This is a genomic window from Hoeflea sp. YIM 152468 (genome assembly GCF_029210485.1).
Classification (GTDB): domain Bacteria; phylum Pseudomonadota; class Alphaproteobacteria; order Rhizobiales; family Rhizobiaceae; genus Hoeflea.
The window spans coordinates 206,460-222,242 of the sequence record NZ_JARGET010000003.1 but is presented as its reverse complement, the minus strand read 5'-3'; the positions used below and the strand labels follow the sequence as shown (position 1 = coordinate 222,242).

General features: G+C 61.1%; 17 protein-coding genes. 8 read left to right on the top strand and 9 right to left on the bottom strand.

Going from position 1 to position 15,783, the window contains the following annotated elements:
* Together PZ897_RS01335 and PZ897_RS01330 are read right to left on the bottom strand one after the other, a co-directional pair.
* Nucleotides 1-642 carry a LysE family translocator gene (locus PZ897_RS01335; RefSeq protein WP_275749152.1) on the bottom strand — a complete coding sequence of 214 codons (642 nt, stop codon included), beginning with the start codon at nucleotides 640-642 and terminating at the stop codon, nucleotides 1-3.
* A gap of 119 nt (nucleotides 643-761) precedes the next feature.
* A complete protein-coding gene (locus tag PZ897_RS01330) occupies nucleotides 762-1,508 on the bottom strand; it encodes a hypothetical protein (protein ID WP_275749150.1) in 747 nt (248 codons plus the stop codon).
* Between the two features lie 28 nt (nucleotides 1,509-1,536).
* Here PZ897_RS01330 and PZ897_RS01325 point away from each other — a divergent pair, with 28 nt between their 5' ends.
* Nucleotides 1,537-2,142, top strand: coding sequence for a MarR family transcriptional regulator (locus tag PZ897_RS01325; RefSeq protein WP_275749148.1), 606 nt, complete (start codon nucleotides 1,537-1,539; stop codon nucleotides 2,140-2,142).
* On the top strand, nucleotides 2,139-2,846 hold the full coding sequence (locus PZ897_RS01320) for an MOSC domain-containing protein (RefSeq protein WP_275749146.1): 708 nt from the start codon (nucleotides 2,139-2,141) through the stop codon (nucleotides 2,844-2,846). Before PZ897_RS01325 ends, PZ897_RS01320 begins: the two co-directional genes overlap by 4 nt.
* 9 nt (nucleotides 2,847-2,855) lie before the next feature.
* Here the strand turns inward: PZ897_RS01320 and PZ897_RS01315 are convergent, their stop codons facing one another.
* From PZ897_RS01315 to PZ897_RS01295, 5 genes are all read right to left on the bottom strand, one after another.
* Nucleotides 2,856-3,527, bottom strand: a complete 672-nt coding sequence (locus tag PZ897_RS01315) for a lactate utilization protein (RefSeq protein WP_275749145.1) — start codon at nucleotides 3,525-3,527, stop codon at nucleotides 2,856-2,858.
* Complete coding sequence (locus PZ897_RS01310) at nucleotides 3,524-4,960, bottom strand: LutB/LldF family L-lactate oxidation iron-sulfur protein (RefSeq protein ID WP_275749143.1); 1,437 nt, start codon at nucleotides 4,958-4,960, stop codon at nucleotides 3,524-3,526. The genes PZ897_RS01315 and PZ897_RS01310 overlap by 4 nt, the downstream gene beginning before the upstream one ends.
* 19 nt (nucleotides 4,961-4,979) lie before the next feature.
* Nucleotides 4,980-5,765 carry a (Fe-S)-binding protein gene (locus PZ897_RS01305; protein ID WP_275749142.1) on the bottom strand — a complete coding sequence of 262 codons (786 nt, stop codon included), beginning with the start codon at nucleotides 5,763-5,765 and terminating at the stop codon, nucleotides 4,980-4,982.
* Nucleotides 5,762-6,589 carry an FCD domain-containing protein gene (locus PZ897_RS01300; RefSeq protein ID WP_275749141.1) on the bottom strand — a complete coding sequence of 276 codons (828 nt, stop codon included), beginning with the start codon at nucleotides 6,587-6,589 and terminating at the stop codon, nucleotides 5,762-5,764. Before PZ897_RS01300 ends, PZ897_RS01305 begins: the two co-directional genes overlap by 4 nt.
* A gap of 176 nt (nucleotides 6,590-6,765) precedes the next feature.
* Nucleotides 6,766-7,755, bottom strand: coding sequence for a LysR family transcriptional regulator (locus PZ897_RS01295; protein ID WP_275749139.1), 990 nt, complete (start codon nucleotides 7,753-7,755; stop codon nucleotides 6,766-6,768).
* Nucleotides 7,756-7,987: 232 nt separating this feature from the next.
* Here PZ897_RS01295 and PZ897_RS01290 point away from each other — a divergent pair, with 232 nt between their 5' ends.
* The 4 genes from PZ897_RS01290 (at nucleotide 7,988) to glcF (ending at nucleotide 12,563) form a co-directional block, all read left to right on the top strand.
* Complete coding sequence (locus tag PZ897_RS01290; protein WP_275749137.1) at nucleotides 7,988-9,472, top strand: FAD-linked oxidase C-terminal domain-containing protein; 1,485 nt, start codon at nucleotides 7,988-7,990, stop codon at nucleotides 9,470-9,472.
* A complete protein-coding gene (glcE, locus tag PZ897_RS01285; protein ID WP_275749135.1) occupies nucleotides 9,469-10,686 on the top strand; it encodes a glycolate oxidase subunit GlcE in 1,218 nt (405 codons plus the stop codon). Before PZ897_RS01290 ends, glcE begins: the two co-directional genes overlap by 4 nt.
* 73 nt (nucleotides 10,687-10,759) lie before the next feature.
* Nucleotides 10,760-11,137 (top strand): hypothetical protein, encoded by a 378-nt coding sequence (locus PZ897_RS01280; RefSeq protein ID WP_275749133.1) that lies wholly within the window; start codon nucleotides 10,760-10,762, stop codon nucleotides 11,135-11,137.
* Nucleotides 11,138-11,228: 91 nt separating this feature from the next.
* Nucleotides 11,229-12,563, top strand: a complete 1,335-nt coding sequence (glcF, locus tag PZ897_RS01275; protein WP_275749131.1) for a glycolate oxidase subunit GlcF — start codon at nucleotides 11,229-11,231, stop codon at nucleotides 12,561-12,563.
* A gap of 105 nt (nucleotides 12,564-12,668) precedes the next feature.
* On the opposite strand, the gene PZ897_RS01270 is transcribed toward glcF, so the two are convergent.
* Complete coding sequence (locus PZ897_RS01270) at nucleotides 12,669-13,379, bottom strand: L,D-transpeptidase (protein ID WP_275749129.1); 711 nt, start codon at nucleotides 13,377-13,379, stop codon at nucleotides 12,669-12,671.
* A 269-nt stretch (nucleotides 13,380-13,648) separates the two neighbouring features.
* The gene (locus PZ897_RS01265; protein WP_275749128.1) at nucleotides 13,649-14,413 is read right to left on the bottom strand and encodes a L,D-transpeptidase; all 765 of its coding nucleotides are present in this window, start codon (nucleotides 14,411-14,413) and stop codon (nucleotides 13,649-13,651) included.
* 239 nt (nucleotides 14,414-14,652) lie between these two features.
* On the opposite strand from PZ897_RS01265, the gene PZ897_RS01260 reads away from it, so the two are divergent.
* Both PZ897_RS01260 and PZ897_RS01255 read left to right on the top strand, forming a co-directional pair.
* Nucleotides 14,653-15,288 (top strand): DNA-3-methyladenine glycosylase I, encoded by a 636-nt coding sequence (locus PZ897_RS01260; RefSeq protein ID WP_275749127.1) that lies wholly within the window; start codon nucleotides 14,653-14,655, stop codon nucleotides 15,286-15,288.
* Nucleotides 15,285-15,638, top strand: coding sequence for a DUF1801 domain-containing protein (locus PZ897_RS01255; RefSeq protein ID WP_275749125.1), 354 nt, complete (start codon nucleotides 15,285-15,287; stop codon nucleotides 15,636-15,638). Before PZ897_RS01260 ends, PZ897_RS01255 begins: the two co-directional genes overlap by 4 nt.
* Nucleotides 15,639-15,783 lie beyond the last annotated feature (145 nt).

The following is a 15,783-nucleotide window of genomic DNA, read 5'->3' as shown; positions in this document are numbered from 1 at the left end:
TCAGCCCGCCCGCCGGGTCAGCGCTGCCGCAACACCAGCCATGATCAGCAGAGACCCGCCGGTGCGCGTCGCCGCTTTCATCACCTGTGGCCGTCGGATTGTCTGCCGTGCGCCGGCTGCTGCAAACGCGAACATCGCGGCATTGATGATCCCCAGGAGCGTGAACACCAGCACATAGGTTGCGGCCTGAGGTGTATAGGGCAGGGAAGGATCGATGAACTGCGGCACGAAAGCGACGAAGAACAGAATGCCCTTGGGATTGAGGGCGGTGATCAGGAAGGAATCGCGGAAAATCACCGCCGGCCGGCCCGAACCCGTTGAAACGTCAGCGGCTGACATGTCCGGGATTGTGACCGGCGTCCGCCACATCTTGTAACCGATCCAGATCAGATAGGCAGCGCCAATGAATTTGAGGAGTTGGAACAGGGTGGCAGACGCAGCCAGAAGTGCGCCGGCGCCGGCGATCGACAGTGAGGTTGCCAGCAGGTCGCCAAGCCCCACACCCAGCACGCTGGCAAATGCGATCTTGCGTCCGTGCGCCAGCGCCTGGGTGATGACCATGATGATGGTCGGTCCAGGGATGATCAACAGGATGACGCTGGCGACGACAAAGGCGGCGAAGTGTTCGGGTGAGACGGTCATTGGCTGAACTCAAAAGGTCACGGAGATCTCGAGAGAGCCGCAAAATAGCCTCGGCGTCAATACGCCCGGACCCGCAGGCAGGGTGTCTGCTGACAGGTCCGGGCTGGTTGCCGGCCGCTCTATCTGATCTTTCCGGGCAGGCTGAGGTCGCCCGACGCGATGTCAAACACATCGGTCACACACAGCTGCGGAGCGTGAACATTCGCATTGACTTTCAGGGCGGCCGTGACCCCGTCGAAGGATGCTCCAGCGATCTCGTCAGGATTGGAAAACGCGACAGCGATGGAGATTTCAGGGCCGTCGAAATTGGGGGTGAAGCCGGGGCTGTCGATGAAGATCGGCAATCCGGGCCAGGTCGCGGGCAGTTTCGGCTTTTCGTTCTCGCCGATGTCTCGCACCGAAAGTGCGCCTGCACCGCAAGCGTCATTGGGTGTGAGCACCACCCAATGGCTGTGCCAGCCGGCGCCGTCATTGGCCATGTCGCCATCGCCATTTTCGTCATAAAGCGGAGTGTCATCAAAGTCGGGATGGCTTGTGGCAGCCAGCGCCAGAATGCCGGTCTTGCCTTCAAAGCCGACTGTTGATGGGTCAAGCGATGTCGGCCAGACATAGGACCAGACCGGGGCTCCGCCAAGCGCTCCGACGGGCGCTGGTGTGTCGCCGCCCGCGCTGCCTTGGGTCGTCATGTGAAAGATGAATGCAGCGCCGTCGCGGTGGACATGGGCTGCAAGAATATCGAACGCGGCTGGCCGGGCGGCATCTGCGGCCGATCGGACCGCGCCTTCCTGGTTGACCGCGTGACTGCCATCCGCATGTGCGGCGCTGACGAGCAAGCCGAAAAGTCCGAGAGTGAGCAGGGATCTCATGGGTGTCTCCTTTCCAAGTGAGACAACCGTGATAGTAGCGAGTCGAAACTATTGCAAGTTCTATTTCGACTCGCTACTATTTGGCATGATTCCGAACCCATCAAATCAGATCCTGGCCCTGATCGAGCGGCTGTCCCGGCTCTCCGAAGCGGAAGACTGGGCGAACGATCTCAATCCCGCTCAGATGGCTGCGCTGAGGTATCTGGCCGGCGCCAACCGGTTCTCGCGGGCGCCTTCCCATGTTGCAGCCTTTTCCGGCTCCACCCGCGGAACGGTGTCACAAACCCTGCGGGCGCTTGCGCGCAAGGGCCTGGTGACCGAAACCCGCTCGCAGACGGATCGGCGCAGCATTTCCTACACAGTGACCGAAGCCGGTCTGAACGTGAGCCAATCCGGCAAGGCCATGACCCAGGCCATTGCCGGCCTGACACCGGATCAGAAGCAGGCGGTGCAGGAGGGATTGTCGGACGTGTTGCGCACTTTGCTGGCAACGCGCGGTGGCAAGCCCTTCGGTTTGTGCCACCAATGCCGTCATCATGAAAAGCGCGGTGACGGCGGCTATTGCCGGCTTCTGGCCGTCAACCTTGTCCAGGCCGAAGCCAATCAGATCTGTCATGAACAGGAGCCGGCATGAAATCCGGAACGATCGAACTTCGCGCAACGATCATCGGCCTTTACACCGGCCGTCCACGCCAGCACTGGCCTGGAAAACCGGTTTCAGCCATCGTCAAGCATCTGGCCAGAACCACGCAAGAGCTGGGTCCGACCGGGTTCGCAAACGACGAACAGGCGGATCTGTCGGTTCATGGCGGCCTCGAAAAGGCGGTACACCATTATGCAGCCGAGCATTATGCCGACTGGCGATCTGAACTCGGGCAGGATGCGCAGGATTTCGGACCGGGCCGGTTTGGCGAAAACATTGCCACGCTTGGTCTGACAGAAGCCGGACTGTGCATCGGCGACAGGCTGACACTGGGATCGGCGGTTGTGGAAATCTCACAAGGCCGTCAGCCGTGCTGGAAGCTCAATGCACACACCGGTGTCGCCACCATGGCCAAATTGTTTCAGGAAACCGCGCGCACCGGCTGGTATTACCGGGTGATCACACCGGGCTCTGTCAGCATTGGTGACGAAATCCGGCGTCTCGAATGCCCCAATCCGGGCTGGACCGTGGAGCGGGTCACGCGTGCGAGGCTCAATCCACAGCTTGATCCGGGCCTCGCAGCCACGCTGGCCCGATTGCCCCGGCTCGCGCCGGGATGGGCTGCCGCATTCCGCCGCAAGGCTGGACCGGAGTACCGCGAAGACGTCACTGCCCGGCTTGACGGACCAGCGTGAAGGCCCGGCTTAATCGACCACGATGATGTGCAGCGCCCTTGGGCCATGCGCACCGAGCAGAATGGTCTGTTCGATGTCGCCGGAACGTGACGGTCCGGTGATCAGATTGAGGGCCCGGGGCATTTCGCCTTGCCCCTGGCTCTTGCGCAGCATGGACCAGACGGTTTCCATATCGCCCTTGATGTCGGCGCTCCGGAGCAGGACGATATGATGTTCGGGCAGGAAATTGATGGTCGTCGGATTGTCCTGTCCCGAAACCAGTGCCAGCGTCCCGGTTTCCGCAATGCCGGCCATGGCATGACTGACCCCGGCCAGGTCGCCGCCGTCCGATGCGCCCTGGCGTATTTCGAGATGCTTTTCGCTGTCCCATCTGGCTTTCTTCAGGCGCTTGTCGGCGCCGATCCGGATGGCGGCCGGCAAATTCCGGGCGCGCAGATAGCTCGAGACCTCGGCAGGCACCTCCGCATAGTCGCCGAGCCGTGACACGGTCGCGCCAGATTGGGCGGCCATGGCGCAAAACAGCTCGACCTGGCCGGCCTTGGGCAAGTCCGCCCGGTTCGGAATGATGCCCCGGGGCGTATCAGCCAAACGAGCGGACACGGCATTGCGCCGCTCGGAGTCCGCCGCAGGCACCCGCATCGACGCGCGGATCTTTCCAAGCACTGTGTCGCGCGGGCTCATTGTCCTGCCTCCTGCTTTTGCGCTTCACGTTGCGCCCAGGCCTGCTGGAAAGTGCGGCCCTCGGGCGCGGGAAAATCACGGTGGCGGGTCCAGCCACCGGCCAATGGCAGCAGGCGGATGCGTCGCGAGGTGCCGCCGAACAGTGCCAGCAAAGGCATGGCGAACGAAACGGCGAAGCGATAGAGTTTTGGCCGTTTGGCAAAAAACGCCCATAGTTTGAGGCCATAACGCGCAGCCAACGGCGTCAGATTGCGTTCAAACTCGCGCTCTCGCCAGTGCCGCATCATTTTCGGCAACGGAATCCGCATCGGGCACACCGCTTCGCACCGGCCGCAGAAGGTCGAGGCGTTGGGCAATTGCCCGGTCTCGTCAATGCCGTTGAGCGACGGTGTGAGAACCGCGCCCATCGGTCCGGGATAGACCGAGCCATAGGCATGGCCGCCGACGGCGTGATAGACCGGGCAATGGTTCATGCAGGCACCGCAGCGGATGCAGCGCAGCATGTCCTGATACTCGGTTCCGAGCATGGCCGAGCGGCCATTGTCGAGAAGCACCACATGATACTCATCCGGCCCGTCGGGATCTTCCGGCCGTTTCGGCCCGGTGGAAAACGTCGTGTAGACGCTCATGTCCTGACCGGTGGCCGAGCGCGCCAGCACGCGCAGGATCTGCGACGTGTCCTCCAGGGTGGGCACGATCTTCTCGATCGAGGCAACAACCACATGCACTTTGCCCAGTGTCTGGGTCAGATCGCCATTGCCCTCATTGGTGACGATCACCGATGTGCCGGTCTCTGCGATCAGGAAATTGGCGCCGGTAATGCCGACATCGGCGGCGAAATAGCGCTGACGCAGCACTTCGCGCGCCTCGCTGAGCAGGGACACTGGTTCGGACAGATCGCGATCCTCGGCCAGATGCGTGTGCACCCGGCGGAAATCGCCCTCCACCTGCTCCTTGTTGAGGTGCACCGCCGGCGCGATGATGTGGCTTGGATGTTCGCCGCGAAGCTGGATGATGTATTCACCGAGATCGGTTTCCACCGGTTCGATGCCATTGGCCGAGAGATGGTCGTTGAGCGCGATCTCCTCGGTGATCATTGACTTGCCCTTGGTCACAGTCCGGGCATTGGCCGTCTTGCAGATATCGAGCACGATGCGGCGCGCGTCCTCGGCCGTTTCCGCCCAATGCACGATACCGCCGGAGGCCGTCACCTTGCGCTCATACTCTTCGAGGTAGAGATCCAGATGTGCCAGCACATGGTTCTTGATGTCGCGGGCATTGTCGCGCAACGCATCGAATTCCGGCAGCGCATCGGCGGATTTCTGCCGTTTGCCGATGAAGCCTTTCTCGACATTGCCGAGCGCCTTCTGCAATTGCGCGTCGACCAGCGCCTTGGACGCATTGGACTTGAAATCTTTGGCAGCGAGTTCCATCGGTTGTCTCCTGTGCTGCCTATTTGCCCGAGCCGGCGATCGGCGCCTGGCTGGTCATGCCCGCAAGCACTTCCGCCACATGGCGAACCTCGACCGCAGATCCTCGGCGTTTGAGCTTGCCTGCCATGTTCATCAGGCAGCCGAGATCGCCGGCCAGCAGCAGGTCGGCGCCCGACGCGTCGATGTTGTCGACCTTCTTGGTGACAATGGCATTGGAAATGTCGGAATACTTGACGCAAAAAGTGCCGCCAAAGCCACAGCAGACATCTGAATCCTTCATTTCCCGCACTTCGACACCGCCGACATTGGCAAGCAGTTTGCGCGGCTGTTCCTGGATGCCCAGCTCGCGCAAGCCGGAGCAGGAATCGTGATAGGTCACCTTGGCGTCAAGTGCTGTTCCGGTGTCGCGCACCATCATCACGTCGGTAAGGAACGAAACCAGTTCGTGGCACTTGGCCGAGAACCTCTCGGCCCGGTCTTGCCACGCCTCATCGCCGGCAAACAGGCCCGGATAATGCTTTTTCAGCATCGATGCGCAGGACCCCGACGGCGCCACCACGAAGTCGAAACCTTCAAACGCCTCGATCACCTGTTGCGCTATGTCCCGTGTGTCCGCCCTGTCGCCGGTGTTGTAGGCTGGCTGGCCGCAACAGGTTTGGGCCACCGGCACATGCACCTCGCATCCGGCGTCCTGCAACAGCTTGACGCTGGCAAAGCCGACAGAGGGTCGGAACAAGTCGACCAGGCAGGTCGCAAACAGCCCCACGCGTGGCTGACCGGCGGATTTTGGTTCACTTGCCGTCACTCTGCGGCCTCCGATTGTTTGGTCTTGTTCAGTTTGCCGCGGTTCGAAAGATCGGGCGCCCGCTGTTGCAGGCGAAGATTGGAGACCCGTTCCCAGTCACCGGACCGTTCCGCGTCGCGCATTGCCCGGGCAACGAAGTCGATATGCGCCTGAGCGGCGCGCCGTGCGGCTTCCGGGTCGGCCGCCATGACAGCGTCATAGATAGCGATGTGCTGAGCCAGCAGCTTGTCCCGCGCCCCCGGCAGATTGTAGACCAGCGCCCGGTTGTAGAACACGCCTTCAGAGAGCAGCCGGTAGCATGAGCGAAGAGTGTGCAGCAGGATGATGTTGTGGGCGCATTCGCCGATGGCGTTGTGGAATTCGACGTCGATGACCGCTTCTTCTTCGAAGTCATCCTTTTGATGGGCGACCTTCATCGCCGAGACAATCCGCGTGAGCAACGCTCTGTCCGCTTCCGTCGCCCGCTTGGCCGCAAACTCGGCAGCGATGCCTTCGACTTCAAAGCGGTACTCGAGATAATCGAGCGTCGCCTTCTGGTGCCGGGTTATCAGCTCCATCACCGGTTGGGTGAACACCTGGCCGATGACATCGGCAACGAACGTTCCGCCACCATGCTGGGTGTGAAGCAGCCCCCGCCCTTCGAGAACCTTCAGCGCTTCGCGCAGGATCGGGCGGGAGACATCAAACTGTTTGGCCAGTTCACGTTCACCGGGAAGTCTGTCACCAACACGCAATATGCCTTCAAGCACAAGCACCTCGATCTGATGCACCACTTCATCTGCCGTCCGGCTGTGTGTGATCCGCGCGAAAATGTCCGTCGCCATGACCATTCCCCTACCTATCGTTTCAACCGTAACAAGTGCCGGGAAAGGTGGTCAATATTTTTATCCAATTTAAGGAAAGTTTCCTCAGCCAGATCCGCAACGGGGTGCCGGCTTGCAGTGCCCTCGGTTTGCGGCCCGGCTGCAGCCGCAGGTCGCGAGCCCGATTTCGCCGCCTGTTATTTCCGGGCTTGCAAGATGTCGGGCTCACTGAGACTGCCGGTCTTGGCCGACAAGTCGGGGCCATCGGTTTGGGCGGCGGCAGACGTCTCCAGATTGTCCCAGTAGGGTGCAGGACCGTAGAGCTCCGCCAGATAGTCAATGAACAATCGAACCTTGGCTGGCAGGAACCGGCGGCTGGCATAGACCGCGTGAATGGCGACATTGCGTGACCCTTCGTAGGCCGGGAGAACCTGGACAAGCCGTCCATCGGACAATTCTCCGCCAATATCCCAGGTGGACCGAAGCGCAATGCCGACGCCACCGATAACGGCTTCCCGCACCACTTCGCTCGAGTTGGTCTGTAATGGCCCGACCGGCCGATAAACCATCTGCCCATTCGGGCCTTCGAGTTTCCACGGATCATTGTTGTGCGGCGCCAGGCAGATGTGATGCTCCAGATCGTCGAGACTCGCCGGCGTGCCATGGCGCTCGAGATACTCTGGCGCAGCGACCAGGATTCGGCGTACCGGCGCAAGTTTGCGCGCGACCAGACTGGAATCGTCCAGTTCCGCAATCCGGATCGCCAAATCGTAGCCGTCGCCGACAATATCGACGAACTCATCGCGCAGCACCAGGTTGACGCCGAGATCAGGATTGGCCTGCATGAAGACATTGATATGGGGGGCGATGTGCAGGCGCCCGAATGAAGTCGGAGCCGAGACTTTCAACACGCCGCGGGCGAGCGCAGAGCCGCGCGAGACAAAGGACTCGGCTTCCTCGATGCCGGCCAGTATCGCCACCACCCGTTCATAAAATCCCTGGCCGGCTTCGGTGAGTGAAATCTGCCGGGTCGTCCGGTGCAGAAGCCGGGTCCCGAGCCGGTCTTCCAGCCTTCGCATCCGTTTGGAAACCACTGCAGGCGACAGGCCCAGTTCGCGTCCGGCCGCCGACATCGAGCCGGCGGTGACAACACGGGCGAAGATTTCCAGGTCACCCAAATTACTCATGCCACACCCTCTCCGCTTCTAGCAGATAGTTTCATCTTCTCCGTTTGCACACCATCCCGCCCGATCATGGCAGTCTTGAATGCCGGCGTGCTCTCGGTTCCCAGCCATGTCAATGCGCACTGCAGGATCGAATTGACATTGCCGGTCGGCGGGAAAAGTGGTAAATAATTAGTACCAATCACGCGTGCGGTCCAGCTTGAGTTCGCTGCTGTGCAACATGAGGGAGGAAGCCATGTCGGAACTTATTGCCTTTCTGGAGGCTGACAAAACGGTGATTTCCCGCCGCCCAGCCATTATCGCCGATCTGGCCAAGTTGCTTCCCGAAGCCTGTCTTATCACAGAAGAGCGTGCATTGGTTCCGTTTGATACCGATGCCTTTGTCTCCTACCGGCGCATGCCGCTGGCAGTTGTCTTGCCCGAAACCACGGCACAGGTGGCTGCCGTGCTGAAATATTGCAACGACAATTCCATTCCGGTCATACCGCGCGGCGCGGGAACCTCGCTGTCGGGCGGCGCAATCCCTCAGGAAGACGCCATCGTTATCGGCGTATCCAAGATGAACCGCATCCTTGAAGTGGATTATCCCAACCGCGCTGCGGTGGTACAGGCCGGTGTTACCAATATCTCGATCAGCCAGGCGGTCGAGGCGGATGGCTTCTTTTATGCGCCGGATCCCAGTTCGCAACTGGCCTGCACCATTGGCGGCAATATCGGCATGAACTCCGGCGGTGCGCATTGCCTCAAATACGGCGTTACCACCAACAACCTGATGGGCGTCAAGATGGTCATGTTCGACGGCTCCATCGTCGACATCGGCGGCAGGGCGCTTGATTCCGCCGGTTACGATCTGCTCGGCCTGATCTGCGGATCGGAAGGCCAGCTCGGCATTGTCACCGAAGCGACTGTCAGGCTGATCGCCAAACCCGAAGGCGCCCGGCCTGTTTTGTTCGGCTTTGACAATTCCGTGGCAGCCGGTGCTTGCGTGACCGACGTCATCGGCTCGGGCATCATCCCGGTCGCCATCGAATATATGGACAAGCCGGCGATCGAGATCTGCGAGGCTTTCGCCAAGGCCGGATATCCGATGGATGTCGAAGCGCTGCTGATCGTTGAAGTGGAAGGGTCCGACGCCGAGATGGATGCGATGCTGGAGCGCATTATCGAGATCGCCCGGCGGCATGGCGTCAAGACCATCAAGGAGAGCCAGTCGGCCACCGAAGCGGCGTTGATCTGGAAAGGTCGGAAATCGGCTTTCGGAGCCACCGGGCGGATTGCGGATTACATCTGCATGGATGGCACCGTACCGCTCGGCCAGCTTTCGCATGTTCTGCAAAAGACCAGCGAGATCATCGACCATTATGGTCTGCGCGTCGCCAATGTGTTTCATGCGGGTGACGGCAACATGCACCCGCTCATCCTGTTTGACGCCAATGATCCGGAGGAAAGCCTGAAAGCCGAAAAGGCGGGCAACGACATTTTGAGGCTTTGTGTCGATGTCGGTGGTTGTCTCACCGGTGAACATGGGGTGGGAATCGAAAAGCGAGATCTGATGCGCCACCAGTATTCCGACGCCGATCTTGCCCAGCAGATGCGGGTGCGCGGCGCTTTTGATCCTCAATGGATTCTCAACCCATCGAAAGTGTTTCCACTGGACGGGCGAAACGGCAGCCAGCCGGGCAATCAAAGCGCAGCAACTGACACCAGGACAGCAGCATGAGTGAGGTGGAAACCCGCTATCCCGAAACCGAGCAGGAGGTCGCCCGCATCGTGGCCGACGCCTTTGCCGCAGGCCTTCCGATCGAAGTCAGGGGCGGCGGGACCCGCAAGGGGTTCGGCCGGCCTGTGCAGGCGGCTTCGGCCCTGTCGGTGGCAAAATTGTCCGGGATCACCAACTATGATCCGTCCGAATTGGTCATGGCCGCGCGGGCCGGAACTTCCGTCGCCGAGGTTGAGGCGGCCCTGGCCGTCAACAATCAGATGCTGACCTTCGAGCCGATCGATCATCGTCCGCTTCTGGGGGCAGAGGGAGAGCCGACTATTGGTGGCGTGTTCGCCGGAAACATATCCGGACCGCGGCGGATTCTGGCGGGGGCTGCGCGCGACAGTCTGCTCGGCGTCCGCTTCGTCAACGGCACCGGCGAGATCGTCAAGAGTGGCGGGCGGGTGATGAAGAATGTCACCGGGCTTGATCTGGTCAAGCTTCTGGCCGGCTCCTGGGGAACGCTCGGTGTGCTCTCGGAGGTGATTTTCAAGGTTCTGCCCAGGCCCGAAACAACTCTTTCCGTCGCCGTGGCCGGCCTCAATGATGCCCAGGCCGCCGAAGCCATGGCAGCGGCGCTGGCCATGTCGGTTGAAGTGTCGGGTGCTGCGCATTTGCCCGAAAGTGTTGTCCACAAGTTTGCCGATGTGGGTGTCAGGGGCAGCGCCGCGACCGTTCTCAGGCTTGAAGGTCTCGAGCCTTCGGTCGAAGTGCGCAGGGCGCGGCTGATTGCGGAAATGAGCCGCCGCGGCGAGGTCACCGTCGTTGAACACCAGCCCTCATTGCAACTGTGGCGCGAAATCCGTGATGTGGTGCCGTTTGCCGATGGCACCATGAAGCCGGTGTGGCGGGTCTCTGTCGCGCCATCGCAAGGCCATCAGCTGGTTGCGGCCTTGCGCTTGAAAACCGGCGTCGATGCATTTTACGATTGGCAGGGCGGGCTGGTCTGGTTGCGGATGGAGGCAGATCCCGAAGCCGATCTTGTCCGCCGCTACATCAAGGCGCTTGGCGGCGGCCACGCCACGCTTGTGCGCGCCGATGCAGAAACCCGGACGAGCGTGCCGGTGTTCGAGCCGCAATCCGGGCCGCTGCTGGCCCTGTCGGGCCGCATCAAGGATCAGTTCGATCCGGGCGGCATTCTCAACCCCGGACGAATGACCGCTGCAGTTTGATGGATCGCACAACCTTTAGACAAAGCCAGAGTTTTCAGCCCACCCAGATCATTCAGACCATAAGGAATAGGCAATGAGCAATCCCGAGCAAGCCCCTGAACCCCGCCAGACCGATCGCTGGCTCGAGCCCGGCAAAACCAATCTGCAGGTCATCTACATCCTTTATCTGGCGAGTTTCGTCATCGGCATTTCCGGCCTGGTCGGCATCGTGCTGGCCCACCTCAATCGTGGCAAGTCGGAAGCCTGGCTGGAAAGCCACTACACCTGGGCAATCCGCACCTTCTGGCTCGGTTTTCTCGGTGCGTTCGTAAGCGCCTTGTTGATGATTGTGATGATCGGCATGCTGACCATGGTTCTGGTTGCCATCTGGGTCATCGTCCGCACTGTGGTCGGACTTCAGAAACTGGGCCGCAACGAGCCCATCGCCAATCCTCAGAGCTGGATGCTCTGAGCAAATATCGGCTTTGACCTCGAAACGCGCCCGGTGCGGGCGAGGTGTTCTGATCGGCCGCACATACTGAACGCTCCAAGGAAACCGCGACATGCAGACCAATTTCACCGCCGAGCAATTGAAGGATCCCGGTGTCGCGGAGTCGGAAAAGATTCTCCGCAAATGTGTCCATTGCGGCTTCTGCACCGCCACCTGTCCGACCTATGTGACTTTGGGCAACGAGCTCGACAGCCCGCGCGGGCGGATCTACCTGATCAAGGACATGCTCGAGAATGACCGGCCTGCTGACAAGCAGGTCGTAACCCATATCGACCGCTGCCTGTCGTGTCTCGCCTGCATGACCACCTGTCCGTCCGGCGTCAATTACATGCATCTGGTGGATCACGCCCGCGTCCATATCGAAAAGACCTACAAGCGCCCCTTGATGAACCGCATCACCCGTGGGCTTCTGGCACTGGTGCTGCCTTACCCAGGCCGCTTCCGCGCCTCGCTCCATGCCGCGCGTCTCGGCCGGCCGTTTGCGCCGCTGCTAAAGGCGTTGCCCGGGTTGAAACCGCTGTCGGCGATGCTCGCGCTTGCGCCCGCCTCGGTGCCTGCTCCATCGGAGTTCGCCAGACCCGGGTCCCATGCCGGCACCGGTGAGAAGCGCGGCCGTGTCGCCATTCTCACCGGGTGCGCCCAGCCGGTGCTCAAGCCCGGCATCAACGAGGCGACAATCCGGCTCTTGAACCGCGTCGGCGTCGAGGTGGTGGTGCCGGAGGGCGAGGGCTGCTGTGGCGCGCTGGTGCATCATATGGGGCGCGAGGATGAGGCGCTGGCCGCTGCCCGCACCAATGTCGACGCCTGGACGCGGGCCATCGACAATGGCGGCCTCGATGCCATCATCATCACCGCGTCGGGCTGTGGCACCACGATCAAGGACTACGGCTACATGCTGCGCGGGGATACGGCCTATGCGGAGAAAGCAGCCCGTGTCTCGGCGCTGGCCAAGGACATTACCGAATACCTGGCCGGTATCGACATGCCTGAACCGGTGAACGCAGCGAATATGGTGGTGGCCTATCATTCGGCCTGTTCGATGCAGCATGGCCAGAAAATAACCGTGCAACCCAAGGCGCTGCTCAAGGCCGCCGGTTTCACCGTCAAGGACCCGCCGGAAGGTCACCTGTGCTGCGGGTCAGCGGGCACCTACAACATCATGCAGCCCGAAATCGCCCGCACCCTGCGCGACCGCAAGGTCAGCAACATCGAGCGGACCAAACCGGATCTCATCGCCACCGGCAATATCGGCTGCATCACCCAGATTGCCGGCGGCACCGACATTCCGATCATCCACACGGTTGAACTGCTCGACTGGGTCTATGGCGGCGATAAACCTGCCGGTCTGCCCGCGGTCAAATCCGCCATGGTTGAAGCAAGCCGGTAATCTCTGCCATGTCGGGGCTTGCCTCCGCTCAGCAAAAAAAAGAGCGCGGCTCGAAACCCCCGCCCTTTGGCAAATGAGGCCGGTTCGGTGCAGGCTGCCGTTACCTCAGCCGCCGAACAGCGAGCCGAAGAAATCCATACCGCGGTCGGTGTAGAGCTTTTCCGCGCCCTTGCCGTTGGGCCCGATCACGACGACCTTGGAGCCGACAGCGGCTCGGCTGTAGAGGTGCTCGACATCCTTGTTCATCATCCGGATGCACCCCGATGACATGTTGAGCCCGATGGTCCAGGGCTGGTTGGTCCCGTGAATGCGGAAGATTGTGTCGCGACCGCCCTTGTAGAGATAGAGCGCCCGCGCGCCGAGCGGATTGTTGATCCCGCCTTTCACATAGGTCGGAATGTTGCGGCCCTTCCTGCGTTCCCGCGCAATCATGGATGCCGGCGGCCGCCAGTCCGGCCACTCGGCCTTGCGCCCAACCTTCACGGTTCCCGACCAGCCGAAGCCGTCGCGACCGACGCCGACACCATAGCGGGTGGCGCGGTTGTTGCCCTCGACATAATAGAGATATTTGGTGGAGGTATCGATGATGATCGTGCCAGGCTTCTCATCGGTCTGGAGCCGGACTTTCTTGCGCCAGAACTCGGATTTGGGTTTCTTCGATTGCGCAATCTGAACCACCGGCAAAGCGGTATCCGTGATGGCTGGCTGAGCCCCGCGCGGCATGGCTGATGCGTCCGGCAGTCCCGGTGTGAACATCAGCGCCAATGCGCTGGCTGCAAGAATGGCGAATCGGGTTGAAAAGCGTGGCGGTGTCATGATTTCCCCTCGTTCATGCTTCGGTTTTGTACAAAGGTACCATCGATTTCCCGGTGATCAAGCTTGTGCCATCGACAAACCGGCACAGCTTTGTTGGTGCCCGCAAGCAAGCACATCCTCGGGTTTCATAGGGCTTTTGCCATAGGCGCGTCATATCAAAGTCTTATGGCCTCGGGGTGGTTTTGGTGGGGCGGGAACTGCAAAGATCACGAAAAAGCCCGGCGCCGTGGGCCGGGCCGGGCCAGAGGCTGCAGATGATCACCGTCGCGCTAGAGGACGATGACCTTGGCGCCAACCTTGGTACGTTCGTAAAGGTCGGTGACGTCCTCGTTGCGCATGCGGATACAGCCGGACGACACCGCCTTGCCGATGGTCCAGGGCTGGTTGGTGCCGTGAATGCGGTAAAGCGTCGACCCCAGATAAAGCGCGCGCGCGCCCAGTGGATTTTCCGGGCCGCCCTTCATGTGGACAGGCAGGATCCGGCCTTCCTTCTCGCGCACCCGCTTGATCATCTCCGCCGGTGGACGCCAGTCCGGCCACTCGGCCTTTCGGGTGATCTTCTCGGTGCCGCTCCAGGCATGCCCTTCCTTGCCGACACCGACGCCATAGCGGCGCGCCTGGCCATTGCCCAGCACATAATAGAGATGCCGTTCGCGTGTGTTGATGATGATGGTCCCGGGCGACTGGTTGCCCTCGTAGGACACTGTTTGCGGCAGGAACCGGTCGTCGATCTGGCGGGTCGGCGCAGGTTTTGCGCGGGGGGCGGCCAGCGCCACATTGGTCACGCGGTGCGGCTGGACTCTGAGCGAGCGGGTCTGCGCGGCAGGACTGCGCAGCGCTTTGGGTTGGCTTCGATAGACCACACCCCCGCGCGGAGCTGCCTGGCTTCGCAATTGCATTACCCAAGGAGCGGTCAGGTCCGGACTGAGCACCACCGGCGGACGCTGTCCGTAGCGCTCACCGGCGCTGGCGAAGCTGGGGGCGGCGAGGCTGAGCGCCGCGCCGGACATGAGGAGAAGAGCAAGTTTTTTCATCGGACGCACCAAATACCTTTCGTCTGATTGCAACAGCCAGTCATCGCCTGATGGAGCCGATGGATCTGCCTTTCACCATCCATGCTGCGGCAGTGGTGCAAGCAATTGATGAATCCGGATCAATAAAAAGACGCATGGCAACCAAACCTCTTCTTAGGGTTATCGCCGTCTTGCCAAACGCAGTGAAGGATCGCTTAAATGCCTCTGATTCCCGATTAACCATGAACAAGAGCCGCCCCATGGCACATGACAACGGCCTGATGACCGGAGACGACGGACGCACCCGCTGCTTCTGGCCCGGCAAGCTGCCCGATTATCTGGCCTATCACGACGCCGAATGGGGCAGGCCGGTCACCGATGACATCCGTCTGTTTGAGAAGATCTGTCTGGAAGGGTTTCAGGCTGGCCTGTCCTGGCTGACGATCCTGCGCAAGCGCGAGAGGTTTCGCGCCGGTTTCGCCGGCTTCGACTTCCGCAAGGTGGCGCGTTTTGACGAGACTGACATTGAACGTCTGCTTGCCGACAAGGGCATTGTCCGCCACCGCGGCAAGATCGTCTCGACCATCAACAATGCCAACCGGGCCATTGAGATGGTCGAGGAATTCGGCTCGCTGGCCGCCTATTTCTGGAGCCATGAACCCGCAGCAGCCGAGCGGCCCCCGACGGTGGATTACGCCACTCTGACGGCCAATCCGACCACGGCGGTGTCGACCCGGATTTCCAGGGACCTGAAGAAGCGCGGCTGGAGCTTCGTTGGCCCGACCACGGTTTACGCCTTCATGCAGGCCATGGGGCTGGTCAATGATCACCTCGAAGGCTGTTGTTGCAGGGCAGAGGTCGAGGCCTTGCGCAATGCTCTGGTACGCCCGGCATGACGCCGCACGAACTCGAGGCTCTGGTCCACGAGGTTGCGGCTGTTACGCCGGAAGTTGGCGCGCTTGAAGAAAGCCTCAAATGGGGCGAACAGAGTTTCACCCCGCAAAAACGCAATGTCGGCAGTTCGGTGCGCATCCAGCTGCGTGAGAATGGCGATGCGGCGCTGATGTTCATCTGCCACACCAATCTGGTCGAGGAATTCCGGGCGCTTTATTCCAGCGTGCTTGAGTTCGAGGGCAACCGCGCCATCGTGCTGCGTGGCCAGCGCATACACGACCGTGCAGCCCTGTCACACTGCATCGCGCTGGCACTGACCTGCAAGCTGCGCAAACGACACAAGCCTGGTTGAGCTCGGAAACCGCCGGTTTTTGACGAGGATCGCCACGTTAACGCCTGCCGGCAGTCTCGCTGGGCGACGAAGGGGAGTAACCGGTTTCCAAAATTTGCGTTTGATCCTACACTGATGCCTGTCGTCGCAGATCGCTCAAGGCGCT